The following is a 16,080-nucleotide window of genomic DNA, read 5'->3' as shown; positions in this document are numbered from 1 at the left end:
CATTCGGTCAATCAACTGCATCGGCCGGGAGAGCACCCCCTCAGCTCATCGCCGGGTCAAAGGGCGTCGGCCCCACGCTCGCCGGTGCGCACCCGGACGACGGTGTCCACCGGGCTGACCCAGACCTTGCCGTCACCGATCTTGCCGGTGCGGGCGGCCTGGACGATGACGTCCACCACCTTGTCGACGGCAGAGTCGTCGACGACGACCTCGACGCGCACCTTCGGCACGAAGTCAACGGAGTACTCCGCACCGCGGTACACCTCGGTGTGGCCCTTCTGCCGCCCGTAACCCTGGACCTCGCTGACGGTCATCCCGAGGATGCCCGTCTGCTCCAGACCGGTTTTGACGTCTTCCAGGGTGAACGGTTTGACGATCGCAGTAATCAGCTTCATTTTCCTCATCCCTCCGCGCCGTGCCGACCAAGGACAGAACCGGTTCCGACAGCCACGAAGTCGTACCCGCTTTCCGCGTGCTCGGACTCGTCGATGCCGGATGCCTCCTCTTCCTTGTCCAGACGCAGACCCACGGTGTATTTCACGATCAACGCCAAGATAGCCGTACCGATGGCCGAATACGCCAGAACCGCGCCGGCCCCGATGGCCTGCTTGATCAGCTGATCGAAGCCGCCGCCGTAGAACAGGCCCGCGACCGCGGCCGGTGCCTCCGGGGCCGCGACCAGCCCGACCAGCAGCGTGCCGATCAGACCACCGACCAGGTGCACACCCACCACGTCGAGCGAATCGTCGAAGCCCAGCTTGAATTTCAGGCCGACCGCCAGCGCGCACACCGCACCGGCGACGACACCGATGACCAACGCGCCCAGCACGTTGACCGAGGAGCACGACGGGGTGATGGCGACCAGGCCGGCGACGATGCCCGAGGCGGCACCGAGCGAGGTGGCCTTGCCGTCCCGGATGCGCTCGGTGAGCAGCCAGGCCAGCATCGCGGCGGCGGTGGCCACCGTGGTGGTGATGAACGTGGCACCGGCAATACCGTTGGAGCCCACGGCCGAACCGGCGTTGAAGCCGTACCAGCCGAACCACAGCAGACCGGCACCCAGCATCACGAACGGCAGGTTGTGCGGGCGCATCGGGCTACCCGGCCAGCCGATGCGCTTGCCGAGGATGATGGCCAGCACCAGGCCCGCCGTACCGGCGTTGATATGCACCGCCGTACCACCCGCGAAGTCGATTGCCTTGAGCTTGTTGGCAATCCAGCCACCGGTCTCGGCGGTGACACCGTCGAAGGCGAAGACCCAGTGCGCGACCGGGAAGTACACGAAGGTGGCCCACAGACCGGCGAACAGCAGCCAACCGCCGAACTTCAGGCGATCGGCCACCGCACCCGAGATGAGCGCGACGGTGATGATGGCGAACATTGCCTGGAAGGCCACGAACACCGTCTGCGGAATCGTGCCGGCGAGCGGGATGGAAACCGCGGCGTCCTCCGGGTGCAGCTGCAGGTAGGTGCCCCCGATCAGGCCCTTGAGCCCCCAGTATTGGGTGGGGTCGCCGAACAAGTTGAACTTGTCGTTGCCGAAGGCCAGCGAGTAACCGTAGAGCACCCACAGCACCGTGACCACACCCATGGAACTGATGCTCATCATGATCATGTTGAGCACGCCCTTGGCCCGCACCATGCCGCCGTAGAAGAACGCCAGGCCCGGCGTCATCAACAGCACGAGTGCGGCACTCGCGAGCATCCACGCGGTATCACCGGTGTCCGGTATACCCATCGTCGGAAATCCGTCCACTCCCAGCTTCCTCCTTCGACATGCCACGGTCAGGCACCGTTGACCTGGTAGGGAACTCTGCTGAGTAGTTGTTTCGCCTACGACGCGCCTGCGTTTCGTGCGCGTGAACGGATCGGCCGGTTTCGTTTCACCGGTGTTACACGCTGCGTGTTCACCCTCGGCGGGTCCCGAAGAAGAGGGTCTAGACGAGCAGTGCGTCGACGAACGCGGCGGGCTCGAACGGGGCCAGGTCGTCGGGTCCCTCACCGAGGCCGACCAGCTTCACCGGCACACCCAGTTCCTGCTGCACGCGGAAGACGATGCCGCCCTTGGCGGTTCCGTCGAGCTTGGTCAGGACCACCCCGGTGATGTCGACGACCTCGGCGAAAACCTTGGCCTGCGGCAGGCTGTTCTGGCCGATGGTGGCGTCCAGCACCAGCAGTACCTCGTCGACCTTGGCGCGCTTTTCCACGACGCGTTTGACCTTGCCGAGCTCGTCCATCAGGCCGGTCTTGGTGTGCAGCCGGCCGGCGGTGTCGACCACCACCACGTCGGCGCCGGCGGCGACACCCTTGTCGACGGCGTCGAAGGCCACCGACGCCGGGTCGGCGCCCTCCGGCCCGCGGACCACCTCGGCACCCACCCGCGACGCCCAGGCCTGCAGCTGGTCGGCCGCGGCGGCCCGGAAGGTGTCGGCGGCGCCCAGCACCACCCGGCGGCCGTCGGCCACCAGCACGCGGGCCAGTTTGCCCACCGTGGTGGTCTTGCCGGTGCCGTTGACGCCCACGACCAGCAGCACCGACGGCTTGTCGGCGTGCGGCAGCGCCTTGATCGAGCGGTCCAGCTCCGGGTGCAGCTCGGCGACCAGCACCTCCTTGAGCACGGCGCGGGCATCGGCCTCGGTGCGCACGCCGGCGCTGGCCATCTTCTCGCGCAGCGCCGCGACCACGGACTGGGTGACCACCGGGCCGAGGTCGGCGATCAGCAGGGTGTCCTCGATCTCCTCCCACGACTCTTCGTCGAGATCACCGCCGCCGAGCAGGCCCAGCATGCCCCGGCCGAGGGTGTTCTGCGATTTCGCCAGCCGGCCACGCAGCCGCTCCAGGCGGCCTTCACTGGGGGCGATCTCCTCGACGACCGGCGCGGGTGCCGGCTGTGCCGGCTTCGGCTCAGTTGCCGGCTGCGCCGGCTGCGGCTCGGGCGCCGGTTGTGCCGGCTTCGGCTCGGGCTCGGCCACCTCGACGGGCGGCTCGGCCACCTCGACGGGCGGCTCGGGCAGCTGCACGTCGGCGATGGTGCGTTTGGGTGCGTCACGCGGGACCGCGGCGTCATCACCGACGCCGGGCGCACCAGTGCCCGTCGAAGTGGGCTCAGCGGTCTGCTCAGGGGTCTGCGCGGGCGCCTTCGTCGATTCGGCGAAGGTGATGCCCGATGCCGCGGTGTATCCGCCGGAACGATCGATTCCGGTGGGGGTGTCCTGCTTGGATAGGCTGATCTGCCGGCGCCGGTAGCGCACCAGCCCGACAACCAGCGCAGCGACGACCAGAACGGCGATGACCGCAAGTGCGATCCATAAGGCATCTGACACGCCGCCATTGTCTCAGGGCGGCCCGATGACGATCGGCCCCGGCTTCGCGGGCACCCCCGCCGACGCCATCCAAGTGCGCAAACGCCGCCATATCGACGTCTGCCTGTCCGAGCCGGTCGAATATCAGACCGTGCGCACCGGTCTGGAGCGCTACCGGCTGCCCTACAACGCGCTCACCCAGACCAATCTCGGCGAGATCGACCTGAGTACCGATTTCCTCGGGGTCGGTTTGCGGGCGCCGGTGCTGATCGGGTCGATGACCGGTGGTTCGGAACTGTCCGGCACCATCAACCGCAACCTGGCCAGCGCGGCCCAGGCGCTGGGGATCGGCATGATGCTCGGCTCACAGCGGGTCATGCTCGGCGATGCCGACAGCACCTTCCGGGTCCGGGAGGTGGCACCGGACGTGCTGCTCGTCGGCAATATCGGGCTGGCCCAGCTGGGGCCCGACGTGGTGCCCGACCTGCGGGCGGCGCTGGGCCAGGTGGGTGCGAATGCCGTTGCGGTGCACACCAACCCGCTGCAGGAAGCGATGCAGCACGGCGGCGACACCGACTTCACCGGGTCGGTGGACCGATTGCGCGAACTGACCGCGGCCATCGGTTACCCGGTGCTGCTGAAGGAGGTCGGCCACGGCATCGGGGCGGCCGCGGCCGCGCAGCTGACCGATGTGCCGATCGCGGCCGTCGACGTGGCCGGCGCCGGCGGCACCTCGTGGGCCCGGGTGGAACAGTTCGTGCGCTACGGCCGGATCAACGACCCCGAGCTGGCCGAATGGGGTATCCCGACCGCCCAGGCGCTGGTCGAGGTGCGGCGCACGTTGCCGGGCATGCCGCTGGTGGCTTCCGGTGGCATCCGCACCGGCATGGACGCCGCCAAGGCGATCGCGCTGGGCGCCGACGTGGTGGCCGTCGCCCGGCCGCTGCTGGTGCCCGCGATCGAATCCGCTGCCGCCGTCCAGGATTGGTTGCAACGGTTCATCGCCGAATTGCGCATCTGCCTGCACGGCTGCGGCGCCGCCGACCTCGCCGGCTTGCGCGAGATCGGGGTCAGCGCTACTGGGTGACCAGTTGCTCGCCGCGCATCCGCTGCGAGATCACCTGGGTGATGCCGTCGCCCTGCATGGTGACGCCGTACAGCGCGTCGGCGATCTCCATGGTGGGTTTCTGGTGCGTGATGACGATCAGCTGCGAGCGCTCCCGCAGCTGCTCGAACAGGCCCAACAACCGGCGCAGGTTCACATCGTCGAGCGCGGCCTCGACCTCGTCCATGATGTAGAACGGCGACGGCCGGGCCCGGAAGATGGCCACCAGCATCGCCACCGCGGTCAGCGATTTCTCGCCACCGGACAGCAGCGAGAGCCGCTTGACCTTCTTGCCCGGCGGGCGGGCCTCCACCTCGATGCCGGTGGTGAGCATGTCCTCCGGATTGGTGAGCAACAACCGGCCCTCACCGCCCGGGAACAGCGACGCGAACACCTGAGTGAACTCGCGTTCCACGTCGGCGTAGGCCTCGGCGAACACCGTCAGGATGCGCGCGTCGACCTCCTCGATGACGTCCATCAGGTCCTTGCGGGCCGCCTTGACGTCTTCGAGCTGGGTGGACAGGAAGTTGTAGCGCTCCTCCAGCGCGGCGAACTCCTCCAACGCCAGCGGGTTGACCCGGCCCAGCTCGGCGAGTTCCCGCTCGGCCTTCTTGGCACGGCGTTCCTGCGTGGGCCGGTCGAACGGCATGGGCGCCGGGGCGGTCACCTGCTCACCGCGCTCCTTGGCCTGCTCGTACTCGGCCAGCTCCAGCTCCGTCGGCGGCAGCGGGATGTGCGGACCGTACTCGGCGATCAGATCGGCGGCGGCCAGACCGAACTGCTCGAGGGCCTGCTGTTCCAGCTGTTCGATGCGAAGGGCCGCTTGGGCTTTGGCCACCTCGTCGCGGTGCAGTGAATCGGTGAGCGCCGTGATCCTGGCGCTCAGCTCGGTGACCTCGGTGCGCGCGCGGCTGAGCGCCTCGGCGCGCAGCCGGCGTTCGGTGGCCAGTTCGTCGCGGATCCGGGAGGCCGCGGTCACCGTGGCGCCCAGCCGGGCGGCGACCAGCCGGCCCGATTCGGCCACCGCGGCCGCGACGGTCGCGGCGTACTCGCGGGCCTCCCGCGCCCGCAGCGCCCGGGCCCGCGTCTCCCGTTCGGCGGCGGCGGCCCGACGCAACGAATCCGCCCGGCCCCGAACGGCATTCGCGCGTTCCTCGGCGGTACGCACGGCGAGCCGGGCCTCCACCTCGGTGGCGCGCGCCGCGTCGGCGGCGACGGTGGTCTCCTGCCGATCGACGTGCTCGACCTCGAACATCGGCTCCTGCTGCGCGTTGTGCAGCCGGGTCTCCAGCTCGGTGAGCTCCTCGACGGCCGCGGCGCGGCCGGCCTCCAGTTCGTCACGCTGCTTGATCAGGCGCTGCCACTCCGCATCGGCGTTGCGGGCCTCCTGGCCCAGCCGGCCGAGCTGCTCGTAGATCGCGGAGATGGCGGCGTCGGACTCGTTGAGCGCGGCCAGCGCCTGCTCGGCGGCGTCTTGGCGGGCCCGCTGCTCCTGCATGGCCCCGGCCAGCGCGGCCGTCAGCTCGGCGCTCTGCCGCTCGACGGCAGTCAGCTCGGTGCGGGCCTTCTCGATCTCCGACGCGATCTCCAGCGTCGACACCTTGCGGTCCGAACCGCCGCTCACCCAGCCGGCACCCACCAGGTCACCGTCGACGGTGACGGCACGCAGATGTGGTTGCGCGGCAACGAAATCCAAGGCGTGCGACAGGTCGTCGAGCACCACCACGTCGGCCAGCAGCGCGGTGATCGCGCCGCGCAGCCGGTCGGGAACCTCGACCAGATCCAACGCCCAGCGCCCGTCGTGGTCGAGTGCGCCGGAATGGGGCCGCGCCGACACCGGCCAGTCGCCCAGCACGATCGCGGCCCGGCCGCCATCGGCCTCCTTCAGCGCGGCCACCGCGGCACGCGCGGCGCCCGGGTTCTCGGCGGCCAGCGCGTCGGCGGCCGACCCGAGCACGGTGGCGACCGCCACCTCGAACCCCTCGCGCACCCGGACGAGCTTGGCGATGGAGCCGAAAAGTCCGTTGTCGCCATGGTTTTCGGCCAACCAGGCGGCGCCGTCCTTGCGCTCCAGGCCCACCGACAACGCGTCGATGCGGGCCTGCAGCGACACCACCTGGCGTTCGGCGCTGCGCTCGGCGGCCTGCAATTCGGCGACCCGTTCGTCGGCCAGCCGCAGCGCGGCCACCGACCGGTCATGGTGATCGTCGAGGCCGACCTCGCCCTCGTCGAGTTCACCCACCTTGGCCTGGACCAGTTCGAATTCGGCCTGGGCGTGCTCGACCCGGGCCGCCGCTTCCTCGATCCGGGCGGTCAGCCGGGCGATGCCGTCGTCGGTCGATTCGACGCGGGTGCGCATGGTGTCGACCTGTCCGGACAACCGGGCCAGGCCCTCCCGGCGGTCGGCTTCGGCACGGGCGGCGGCCCGTTGCGCCCGTTCGGCCTCGGCGGCCACCCGCTCGCGCTCGGCCAGCTCGGCACGGGCCGCCTCCAGCGCGTAGCGCGACTCCTCCAGCTCCTCGAGCAGCTGGCGTTCCTCCTCGGCCACCAGGTCGGCCTCGGCTTCCAGCGCGTCGGGATCCCGGCCGGGTGTCGGTTCTGGCGCCGAATCCAGCAGCTGGGTGCGCTCGGTGGCGATACGCACCGTGGCGCTCACCCGCTCGGCGAGCGCGGACAACCGGAACCAGGTCTGCTGGGCGGCTTCCGCGCGCTGGGACAACTCGGCGACGGCCGACTCGTGAGCGGTCAGCTCCAGCGTGGCGGCCTCCAACCGGGTGCTGACCTCGTCGTGTTCGCGGCGCAGGGTGGTCTCGGCCTGGTTGGTGTCGTTGAACTCGGTCTGCCGGGTGACCAGGTCGTCGGCGGCCAGCCGCAGCCGGGCATCGCGCAGGTCGGCCTGGATGGTCTGGGCCCGGCGCGCCATCTCGGCCTGGCGGCCCAACGGCTTGAGCTGGCGGCGCAGCTCGGTGGTGAGGTCGGTGAGCCGGGCCAGGTTGGCCTGCATCGAGTCGAGCTTGCGCACCGCCTTCTCTTTGCGCTTGCGGTGCTTGAGCACACCGGCGGCCTCCTCGATGAAGGCACGGCGGTCCTCGGGGCGGGACTCCAGGATTTCGGAGAGCTTGCCCTGCCCCACGATGACGTGCATCTCACGGCCGATGCCGGAGTCGCTCAGCAGCTCCTGCACATCCATCAAACGGCAACTGCTGCCGTTGATCTCGTATTCGCCGGCGCCGTCACGGAACATCCGCCGGGTGATGGACACCTCGGAGTATTCGATGGGCAGCGCGTTGTCGGAGTTGTCGATGGTCAGCGTGACCTCGGCGCGGCCCAGCGGCGCCCGGGAGGACGTGCCGGCGAAGATGACGTCCTCCATCTTGCCGCCGCGCAGCGTCTTGGCGCCCTGCTCCCCCATCACCCACGTCAGGGCGTCGACGACGTTGGATTTGCCCGACCCGTTGGGCCCGACGACGCAGGTGATGCCCGGTTCGAAGCGCAGAGTCGTCGCCGCGGCGAAGGACTTGAAGCCCTTCAGCGTGAGACTCTTCAAATGCATGACGGGTAACCCTACCGTCGCGCGCGTTAACGCTCGGTGAAGCCCGGTATCTGCTCCCCCGCGTCGGCCCAATCCACCACCACGGTGTCCACGCTGCCGGGGGTGTCACCGCCGCGCAGCAGTTCCAGCAGCCGCTCGCAGGCGGCCCGCGGGCCCTGGGCGACCACGTACACCCGGCCGTCGGGCCGGTTGGAGGCGAACCCGGTCAGGCCCAGTTCAAGGGCCCGCGACCGGGTCCACCACCGGAAGCCGACGCCCTGCACGTGCCCGTGCACCCAGGCGTTCAGGCGGACATCAGGATCGTCGCTCATGGGTATCGATCTCGAACTTCACCTCGGTGCCCGACTTCAGCGTGCGGCCCACCGTGCACACCTGGTCGATGGCCCGCTCCACCACCACCAGCAGCCGCTTCACCTCGTCCTCGGACAACCCGGACAGGTCGACCTCGAGCTTCTCCTCCAGCAGCGGGTAGCGCTCCTGCTCCCGGTCGGCGGGACCGGACACCCGGATGGTAGCGGGGTAGTCGTCACCGAGCCGGCGGCGCAGCGGCTGGTCGCTGCTCATCCCGCTGCACGCGGCCAGCGCGATCTTCAACAGCTCGCCAGGGGTGAACACACCCTCGACGTCCTCGGATCCGACCAGCACCTCGGCACCCCGCGAGCTACGACCGGTGTAGCGGCGCACCCCGGTGCGCTCGACCCACAGTTCTGTCATGACGTCATTCCTACCCCCTACGTGCGGTTCCGCGCTGCCGCCCCTACCCCGCGTTAGGGTGAAGTGCAACACCTCCAGGAGCCGACATCGTGACGTACTACCCGCCCTCCCAGCCTGGACAGCAGCCGGATCCCTACGGCCAGCCGGGTCCCTGGGACCCGCAGCAGCCGCCGGCCGCCGTGCCCTACCCGGCCTACCCGCCATACGGCTATCCGCCACAGGGCGGCTACAGCGTCCCGGCACAGGGCGGTTATCCCTACCCCTACCCGGCGCCGCCGGGACCGGCCCGCAACCGCGGCTGGCTCATCGGCGGCGGCATCGCCGCGGTGCTGATGATCGCCGTCCTGGTGGTCGGCGGGGTGCTGTTGCTGCGCTCGGGCGGGACGTCGCAGGCGTCCAAGGACGAACGCGAGATCAAGCAACTGGTCCAGGATTTCAACGCCGCGGGCAGCTCCGGGAAGTTCACCGATCTGGCGCAGTACTTCTGCAAGGCCGAGGCCGGGATGTTCGGCGCGCTCGGTCAGCTCGGCGAGATCCTGCAGGGCATCGAGGTGCCCAGCGCGGCCCCCAACACCGAGGTGACCGCCACCGACATCAAGGTGAAGGGCGACGTGGCCTCGGCCCACATGAACGCGGGTGGCCCGTTCGACACGGCCTACTTCCGCAAGGAATCCGGTCAGTGGAAGGTGTGCATGTCGGCGGCGAGCGAGTTCAACAAGCGGCAGTAGCCGACCGCCGCGCCCGGGGCGGCGGCTGACACTTCGGGCAGTAGAACGACGAGCGGTTCATGAACTTCTCCCGCCGCATCACCGCGCCGCAGCGCCGGCACGGCAGGTCCACCCGCCCGTAGGCATCCAGGGACCGGTCGAAGTAGCCGGATTCGCCGTTGACGTTGACGTACAACGAGTCGAACGAGGTGCCGCCCTGGGCCAGTGCGGCCGTCATCACCTCGGCGGCCGCGTCGAGCACCTCGGCCAACTGCTTGCGCGGCAGCCCCGACGCCAGCCGGCCGCCGTACACGCGGGCCCGCCACAGCGCCTCGTCGGCGTAGATGTTGCCGATCCCGGACACCACGGTCTGATCCAGCAGCTGCCGTTTGATCTCGGAGTGCTTGCGCCGCAACACCGTCACCACACCGTCGCGGTCGAAGGCCGGGTCCAGCGGGTCGCGCGCGATATGTGCCACCGGCAACGGAACCTCACCGGCCATCTCGGTCACCATCCAGCCCCCGAACGTGCGCTGATCGACGAAGCTCAGCTCGGTGCCGTCATCGAGGATCGAGGCGATCCGCAGGTGTCCGGGATTCGGTACCGGGCCCAGCAGCATCTGCCCGCTCATCCCCAGGTGCACCACCACGGCGTCGCCGCTGTCCAGCGTCAGCCACAGGTACTTACCGCGCCGGCCGGTGCCGACGATGCGGCTGCCGCGCAGGCGCGCCTCCAGATCGGCCTGACCGAGCTCGTGCCGCCGGGTCGCCCGCGGATGCAGCACCTGGATCTCGGCGATGCGGTGGCCGACGATGTGCGCGTCCAGGCCGCGCCGCACCACCTCGACCTCGGGGAGCTCAGGCATCCTTGAGTGCATTCCAGGCCGCCGCCGCGGCCTTCAGCTCCGCTTCCTTCTTGGTGCGCCCCACACCCCTGCCGTACTCCGAGCCGGCGACCACGACGACGGCGGTGAACTCCTTGTCGTGATCGGGTCCCTCGGAGGTGACGGCGTACGACGGGGCGCCCAGCCCGCGGGCGACGGTGAGTTCCTGCAGGCTGCTCTTCCAGTCCAGCCCCGCGCCCAGCGTGGGCGCGGTGTCCAGCAGTTCGCCGAACAGCCGCAGGATGACCTCCCGGGCCACCACGTTGCCGTGCTCGATATAGATTGCGCCCAAGAGGGATTCGACACCGTCGGCCAGGATGCTGGACTTGTCGGCGCCGCCCGAGCTCTCCTCGCCCTTGCCCAGCAACAGGTATGCGCCCAACCCCCGGTCACCGAGCCCGCGGCCGACGTCGGCCAGCGCCTGGGTGTTGACGATGCTGGCGCGCAGCTTGGCCAGATCACCCTCGGCCCGGTCCGGGTGCCGGTGGTAGAGCTCCTCGGTGATGGTCAGCCCGAGCACCGCGTCGCCGAGGAACTCCAGGCGCTCGTTGGTCGGCAGCCCGCCGTTCTCGTAGGAGTAGCTGCGGTGCGTCAGCGCCACCGTCAGCAGATCGTCGGACAGTGGGACGCCGAGCGCGGCGAGTAACGGGCCGCGGTCGACGGTCACGCCTTGGCTCCGGGCCCGTCCAGATCCTCCTTGAGGCCGGCCAGCTTCGCCCAGCGCGGATCGATCTTCTCGTGCTGATGTCCCGGCTCGGCCGACGCGAGCGGGACACCGCAATCGGGGCACAATCCGGGGCAATCCGGTCCGCAGAGTGGGGTGAACGGCAGCGCCAGCCCGACCGCGTCGACGATCGGCTGTTCGATGTCGACCTGATCGTCGACCACGCGGCCGATCTCGTCGGCCTCGGTGGTCTCCTCGGTGGCGCTGCCGGGATAGGCGTAGAGCTCCGTGAGGTCGATACTGACGTCTCCGGTGATCGGCTCCAGGCAGCGCACGCATTCACCGGCGGTGGGCGCCGAGACGGTGCCGGTGACCAGAGCACCCTCGGACACCGATTGGATCTGCAGATCCAGCTCCACCGGGGCACCCTCCTCGATCCTGATGAGGTCGAGTCCGATGCGCGACGGCGCCGGGACCGTCTGGTGCACGGTGATCATCGACCCGGGGCGGCGCCCCAACCGCGAGATGTCGATGACGAGCGGATTCGATCGGGCCATAGCGCCGATCCTACTTCGGCCCCGATGGCCGCCGACCGGGGCGCAAACTCGATCACCGAGATTTTTATTCTGCGGCGACGCCGTGGCCGGTGAGGTCGGTCGCGCCGGGCCGCCGCCGGCGGACGTGACGGTTTCCGGCGCCGCGGGCGCCGATACTCGACGCGTGACTGTGAAGCTGCACTGGTTCCTGCCCACCTACGGCGACAGCCGCCTGATCGTCGGCGGTGGCCATGGCACACCGGCCGGCGCCGCCGGCGGTGACCGCGAGGCCACCATCGACTATCTCGCCTCGATCGTGCGCAGCGCCGAGCGCTTCGGTTTCACCGGTGCCCTGATCCCCACCGGCGCCTGGTGCGAGGACGCGTTCGTCACCGCGGCGCTGCTGGCACGGGAGACCACGTCGCTGGCGTTCCTGGTGGCCTTCCGCCCCGGTCTGGTCAGCCCCACGCTGTCGGCGCAGATGGCCGCCACCTTCGCCAGGCACGCACCGGGGCGCATCCTGCTCAACGTGGTCGTCGGCGGCGAGGCGCACGAGCAGCGCGCCTTCGGTGATCACCTGGACAAGGACGCGCGCTATGCGCGGTGCGACGAGTTCCTCGATGTGGTGCGCCGGCTGTGGGCCGGAGAAACCGTCACGCACAAGGGCGAGTACCTCGACGTCGAGGAGGCCGCCCTGGCCGTGCCTCCGAACCCGGTGCCGCCGTTGTACTTCGGCGGCAGCTCGAAGGCGGCCGGGCCGGTGGCCGCGCGGCATTCGGACGTGTACCTCACCTGGGGTGAACCGCCGGCCGCGGTGCGCGAGAAGATCGAATGGATCCGCGCGCTGGGCGCCGAGCAGGGTCGCAAGCTGCGTTTCGGGATCCGGCTGCACACCATCTCGCGCGACACCTCCGAAGAGGCGTGGGCGCAGGCCGACAAGCTGGTGGCCGCACTGGACGAGGACACCGTGCGCAAGGCCCAGGAGGGGCTGGCCCGCAGCCAGTCCGAGGGCCAGAAACGCATGCTGGCGCTGCACGAGGCCAACCGCGCCGACGGCACCTGGAGCGATGCCCGCAGCCTGGAGATCGCGCCGAATCTGTGGTCCGGGGTGGGTCTGGTGCGCGGCGGCGCGGGCACCGCGCTGGTGGGTAGCCACACCGAGGTGGCCGACCGGATCGCCGAGTACGCCGAGATCGGCATCGACGAGTTCATCTTCTCCGGCTATCCGCACCTGGAGGAATTGTTCTGGTTCGGTGAGGGCGTGGTGCCGATCCTGCGCCGGCGCGGTCTCTTTAACGCCGGGGCCGATGAGGCGCCCAGCGTGTCGATCCCGTTCGTGGGCTCGGCGCGGTGACGTCGCTCGCCCCGGCTGCGCGCATCGTCGACGCCGACCAGGCGCTGGCCGTCGCGGCCGAGCTGGCCGACGTGTTCGCAGCGGGGGCCGCGGCCCGCGATGCCGGCCGCGAGCTGCCGCACGAGCTGGTGCGGGCGCTCAAAGAGGCTGGGCTGCTTGCCTTGTCGGTTCCCGTCGAGCACGGTGGCATCGACGCTCCGGCTTCGGTGATCGCCGAGGTGTTCCGATTGCTCGCGCACGCCGACGCCTCGCTGGCGCAGATCCCGCACTCGCATTACACCTTCCTGGAGGCGGTCCGGCTGCAGGGCACTCCGGAGCAGCGGGAGTTCTTCTACGAGAAGGTGCTCGACGGAGCGCTTTTCGCCAACGCACAGTCCGAGCGCTCCGGCCGTATCGACGTCGACACCACGGTCCTGCTGCCCGCCGGTGACGGCGGTTACCGGTTGTCGGGACGCAAGTACTATTCCACCGGCGCGCTTTTCGCCGACTGGGTCATCGTGCGGGCGTCCCGCCCGGAGGATCCGGCGCAGACACCCACCTCGTCGACGCCGAAGGCCCTGGCCTTCGTCGAGGCGGGCACTGCGGGCCTGACCGTCGTGGACGACTGGGACGGGATGGGTCAGCGCACCACCGCCTCCGGCACGGTGACGCTCGACGAGGTGGCGGTGCCGGCCGCCCAGGTCATACCGTTCACGCCGATCTTCGCGCAGCCCACCGTGTACGGCGCCCGCGCTCAGCTGTTCCACACCGCCCTGGACGCCGGGATCGCTACCGCCGCACTTGCCGAGGGGGTCAGGCAAGCGGCACGGGCGCGGGCACATTTCGAGGCCGAACAACCGGCGGCGGTGGACGATCCGACGCTGATCCAGATCGCCGGGAATCTCACCGTGACGGTTCGCGGCGCGCTGGCCCTGCTGGCCGAGGCCGGCCGGGCCGTGGACCACGCCACCGCACACCTGGACGCGGACAGCGCGGCCGAGGCCTCCATCGCGGTGGCGGTCGCGAAGGTGGCGGCCACCCGGGCGTCGTTGGAGGCGTCGAGCACACTGTTCGAACTCGGTGGCACCCGCAGCGCCTCCGGTTCGGCGAACCTGTCGCGGTACTGGCGCGATGCCCGCACCCACACGCTGCACGACGCCACGCGGTGGAAGGTGCAGCACATCGGCCGCTACACGCTGTCGGGGACGAAACCGCCCCGGCATGGCCAGCTGTGAGGATCGCAACGAGCTGAAAACCGACGAAATGGTCGCCTCCACCGCGGGAGGGCGACCATTTCGTCGGATACGAGCGAAGGCGAGCTACCGCGTCGCGTAGTCGTGCGTGCCCGCGGCGGTCCGCAACTGGTGGCGGCCGCGGCTCACCGAGCGCAGCGTGCCGTTGAGGTAGTCCTCGAACTCGGCGAGCTTGCTGTCGACGTAGATATCGCATTCACCGCGCAGGCGGTCGGCCTCGGCGTGCGCGGAGTCGACCAGCCGGGTGGCCTCGGCCGTGGCGGTCTGCACGATCTCGGTCTGCGACACCAGCCGCTGCTGCTCCTTGATGCCTTCCTGCACGGCCTTCTCGTAAGAGATGTTGCCGTTCTCGATGAGCCGGTCGGCTTCGGTCTTGGCGCGGCTGGTGCTGGCCTCGTATTCACGCTTGGCCGCGGCGGCGATGCGGGAGGCCTCGTCGCGGGCCTCGGTGACCATCCGATCGGCGTGCGCGCGGGCTTCGGCGACCATCCGGTCGGCCTGCGACTTGGCCTCGGCCATCATCCGGTCGGCCTCGCTGCGGGCGTGGTTGAGCAGTGAGTCGGCCTCGGCGTTGGCGGAGGCCACCGTGGAATCGGCGTGCTCGCGCGCCTCGTTGAGCATGGCGTCCCTGGCGTCGAGCACGTCCTGGGCGTCGTCGAGTTCGCCGGGGATGGCGTCCTTGATGTCGTCGAGCAGTTCCAGGACGTCACCACGGGGCACCATGCAACCGGCCGTCATCGGCACGCCGCGTGCTTCCTCCACGATCGCACTGAGTTCGTCAAGCGCCTCAAACACTCGGTACACGGCAACACCCTCCAGGCGTAGTTGTTAGTGACCAGTGTGCCTGGTGTTACGCCTGTGACTGGAGTTTTGTTGCGGTGTGTCGCGTCGCCGACTACCGCATCGCCGAAGCCAGGGCGTCGCGGGCGCGGTCGAGCATCGACGCGAACGGTCCCACCACGTAGTTCAGCACCGGCGACTCGACACCGGGATGCGGGCGCGTCGGCGCGATCGCCTCGGCCGCCTGCACCGCCTTGGCCATCCGGCCCAGATCCTCGGCGCTCAGCTTGCGCTGTAGCCGGCTGAACTCCTCGGTCTCTTCCCGCTCGGCGTGCTTGATCACGTCCGCACGGAACAGGGTCAGCTCTTCGAGGAACTCGTCGGAGGCCACGTCCATGCCTTCCAGCTTGGACAGCTGCTCCTTGGCACCGTGCTCCTCCTTGAGCCGCGCGTCCACGATCGCGTCACCACCGGTGACCTCGCGACGGGCCCGCGGATGCACCACCATCTCCTCGGCGGTCTCGTGTACCGCGAGCAGTTGCCGCAGGTCAGTGAAGGCGCGCTCCCTGGCTTTGGGCTCGGAGGCGGACAGCACCTCCTCGAACAGATCCTTGATCAAGTTGTGCTGATCCTTGAGGAACCGCACGACGTCATCGGTCGACTGGACAAATGTTTCGACCACGGGCATAACCTCCGTAAACGGTCGGGATCGGGTATGACGCGCTGGGCTGTGCGTCACCCCAGGCTTACCCGCCGCTGCCCGGGCTCAACCGTGCAGCTTGGCCCGCAACCGCACGTTGACCGGCTCCGGCAGCAGGTCACTGACGTCGCCACCGAGCGCGGCGACCTCCTTGGCCAGTGATGACGACACGAAGGAGTAGCGCGGCGTGGTGGCCACGAAGAACGTGTCCACCCCGGCGACATGCTTGTTCATCTGCGCCATCTGCAGCTCGTACTCGAAATCGGTGCCGGTGCGCAGACCCTTGACGATGGCGGTGAGGCCCCGCTGCTTGACGAAGTCGACCACCAGGCCGGTGCCGGATTCCACCCGCAGGTTCAGCAGGTGCGTGGTGGACTCGCGGATCAGCTCGATGCGTTCCTCGGCGCTGAACATGCCCGTTTTGTTGGGGTTCACCAGCACCGCCACCACCACCTCGTCGAACTGGGCCGCGGCCCGCTCGAAGATGTCGATATGGCCCAGGGTGACCGGGTCGAAGGATCCGGGGCAGACGGCGCCACTCATGCTCGGT

16 protein-coding genes are annotated in these 16,080 nt (G+C 69.6%); 4 read left to right on the top strand and 12 right to left on the bottom strand.

Annotation, left to right across the window (positions count from 1 at the left end):
* Nucleotides 1-56 precede the first annotated feature (56 nt).
* The 3 genes from BN977_RS26985 to ftsY form a co-directional block, all read right to left on the bottom strand.
* Nucleotides 57-395 (bottom strand): P-II family nitrogen regulator, encoded by a 339-nt coding sequence (locus BN977_RS26985; protein ID WP_003881099.1) that lies wholly within the window; start codon nucleotides 393-395, stop codon nucleotides 57-59.
* Nucleotides 396-400: 5 nt separating this feature from the next.
* Nucleotides 401-1,738, bottom strand: a complete 1,338-nt coding sequence (locus BN977_RS26980) for an ammonium transporter (RefSeq protein WP_081664222.1) — start codon at nucleotides 1,736-1,738, stop codon at nucleotides 401-403.
* 199 nt (nucleotides 1,739-1,937) lie between these two features.
* Entirely contained in the window at nucleotides 1,938-3,323 is a 1,386-nt protein-coding gene (gene ftsY / locus BN977_RS26975; protein WP_036402882.1) for a signal recognition particle-docking protein FtsY, read from the bottom strand.
* Between the two features lie 25 nt (nucleotides 3,324-3,348).
* Here ftsY and fni point away from each other — a divergent pair, with 25 nt between their 5' ends.
* Nucleotides 3,349-4,389: a type 2 isopentenyl-diphosphate Delta-isomerase gene (gene fni / locus BN977_RS26970; RefSeq protein ID WP_036402880.1), complete on the top strand. Its 1,041-nt coding sequence runs from the start codon at nucleotides 3,349-3,351 to the stop codon at nucleotides 4,387-4,389.
* Here the strand turns inward: fni and smc are convergent.
* From smc to BN977_RS26955, 3 genes are read right to left on the bottom strand one after another with little or no spacing between them, the layout of a single operon-like run.
* A complete protein-coding gene (gene smc / locus BN977_RS26965; protein WP_036402878.1) occupies nucleotides 4,379-7,960 on the bottom strand; it encodes a chromosome segregation protein SMC in 3,582 nt (1,193 codons plus the stop codon). The genes fni and smc overlap by 11 nt on opposite strands.
* 26 nt (nucleotides 7,961-7,986) lie before the next feature.
* Complete coding sequence (locus tag BN977_RS26960; protein ID WP_036402875.1) at nucleotides 7,987-8,271, bottom strand: acylphosphatase; 285 nt, start codon at nucleotides 8,269-8,271, stop codon at nucleotides 7,987-7,989.
* Complete coding sequence (locus tag BN977_RS26955) at nucleotides 8,255-8,674, bottom strand: OsmC family protein (RefSeq protein ID WP_024450403.1); 420 nt, start codon at nucleotides 8,672-8,674, stop codon at nucleotides 8,255-8,257. The genes BN977_RS26960 and BN977_RS26955 overlap by 17 nt, the downstream gene beginning before the upstream one ends.
* 89 nt (nucleotides 8,675-8,763) lie before the next feature.
* Here BN977_RS26955 and BN977_RS26950 point away from each other — a divergent pair, with 89 nt between their 5' ends.
* Entirely contained in the window at nucleotides 8,764-9,402 is a 639-nt protein-coding gene (locus BN977_RS26950) for an Rv0361 family membrane protein (RefSeq protein WP_036402873.1), read from the top strand.
* Here BN977_RS26950 and mutM read toward each other — a convergent pair.
* The 3 genes from mutM to BN977_RS26935 are packed head-to-tail and all read right to left on the bottom strand — an operon-like array spanning nucleotide 9,386 to nucleotide 11,485.
* Entirely contained in the window at nucleotides 9,386-10,246 is an 861-nt protein-coding gene (gene mutM / locus BN977_RS26945) for a bifunctional DNA-formamidopyrimidine glycosylase/DNA-(apurinic or apyrimidinic site) lyase (protein ID WP_036402871.1), read from the bottom strand. The two genes, BN977_RS26950 and mutM, sit on opposite strands and share 17 nt — an antisense overlap.
* Nucleotides 10,239-10,931 (bottom strand): ribonuclease III, encoded by a 693-nt coding sequence (gene rnc, locus BN977_RS26940; protein ID WP_036402869.1) that lies wholly within the window; start codon nucleotides 10,929-10,931, stop codon nucleotides 10,239-10,241. The genes mutM and rnc overlap by 8 nt, the downstream gene beginning before the upstream one ends.
* Nucleotides 10,928-11,485 carry a YceD family protein gene (locus BN977_RS26935; protein WP_024450407.1) on the bottom strand — a complete coding sequence of 186 codons (558 nt, stop codon included), beginning with the start codon at nucleotides 11,483-11,485 and terminating at the stop codon, nucleotides 10,928-10,930. The genes rnc and BN977_RS26935 overlap by 4 nt, the downstream gene beginning before the upstream one ends.
* Nucleotides 11,486-11,648: 163 nt before the next feature.
* Between BN977_RS26935 and BN977_RS26930 the strand changes: the two genes are divergently transcribed.
* Nucleotides 11,649-12,818, top strand: coding sequence for an LLM class flavin-dependent oxidoreductase (locus tag BN977_RS26930; RefSeq protein WP_024450408.1), 1,170 nt, complete (start codon nucleotides 11,649-11,651; stop codon nucleotides 12,816-12,818).
* Complete coding sequence (locus BN977_RS26925) at nucleotides 12,815-14,032, top strand: SfnB family sulfur acquisition oxidoreductase (RefSeq protein WP_051561933.1); 1,218 nt, start codon at nucleotides 12,815-12,817, stop codon at nucleotides 14,030-14,032. Before BN977_RS26930 ends, BN977_RS26925 begins: the two co-directional genes overlap by 4 nt.
* Before the next feature lie 84 nt (nucleotides 14,033-14,116).
* Here the strand turns inward: BN977_RS26925 and sepIVA are convergent, their stop codons facing one another.
* The 3 genes from sepIVA to coaD form a co-directional block, all read right to left on the bottom strand.
* Nucleotides 14,117-14,854 carry a cell division protein SepIVA gene (gene sepIVA / locus BN977_RS26920; RefSeq protein WP_036402865.1) on the bottom strand — a complete coding sequence of 246 codons (738 nt, stop codon included), beginning with the start codon at nucleotides 14,852-14,854 and terminating at the stop codon, nucleotides 14,117-14,119.
* 91 nt (nucleotides 14,855-14,945) lie between these two features.
* Nucleotides 14,946-15,512, bottom strand: coding sequence for a hemerythrin domain-containing protein (locus BN977_RS26915; protein ID WP_024450411.1), 567 nt, complete (start codon nucleotides 15,510-15,512; stop codon nucleotides 14,946-14,948).
* Nucleotides 15,513-15,596: 84 nt separating this feature from the next.
* Nucleotides 15,597-16,073: a pantetheine-phosphate adenylyltransferase gene (gene coaD, locus BN977_RS26910; protein ID WP_036402859.1), complete on the bottom strand. Its 477-nt coding sequence runs from the start codon at nucleotides 16,071-16,073 to the stop codon at nucleotides 15,597-15,599.
* Nucleotides 16,074-16,080: the final 7 nt, after the last annotated feature.

This window comes from Mycolicibacterium cosmeticum, from assembly GCF_000613185.1.
Taxonomy (GTDB): Bacteria; Actinomycetota; Actinomycetes; order Mycobacteriales; family Mycobacteriaceae; genus Mycobacterium; species Mycobacterium cosmeticum.
This window is presented reverse-complemented; position numbering and strand designations above follow the sequence as displayed.

Coding starts and splice junctions, on each gene's coding strand:
- BN977_RS26955 (WP_024450403.1), bottom strand. CDS start 8,674: ATGACAGAACTGTGGGTCGAGCGCACCGGGGTGCGCCGCTACACCGGT.
- fni (WP_036402880.1), top strand. CDS start 3,349: ATGACGATCGGCCCCGGCTTCGCGGGCACCCCCGCCGACGCCATCCAA.
- coaD (WP_036402859.1), bottom strand. CDS start 16,073: ATGAGTGGCGCCGTCTGCCCCGGATCCTTCGACCCGGTCACCCTGGGC.
- BN977_RS26935 (WP_024450407.1), bottom strand. CDS start 11,485: ATGGCCCGATCGAATCCGCTCGTCATCGACATCTCGCGGTTGGGGCGC.
- smc (WP_036402878.1), bottom strand. CDS start 7,960: ATGCATTTGAAGAGTCTCACGCTGAAGGGCTTCAAGTCCTTCGCCGCG.
- BN977_RS26985 (WP_003881099.1), bottom strand. CDS start 395: ATGAAGCTGATTACTGCGATCGTCAAACCGTTCACCCTGGAAGACGTC.
- BN977_RS26960 (WP_036402875.1), bottom strand. CDS start 8,271: ATGAGCGACGATCCTGATGTCCGCCTGAACGCCTGGGTGCACGGGCAC.
- BN977_RS26980 (WP_081664222.1), bottom strand. CDS start 1,738: ATGGGTATACCGGACACCGGTGATACCGCGTGGATGCTCGCGAGTGCC.
- mutM (WP_036402871.1), bottom strand. CDS start 10,246: ATGCCTGAGCTCCCCGAGGTCGAGGTGGTGCGGCGCGGCCTGGACGCG.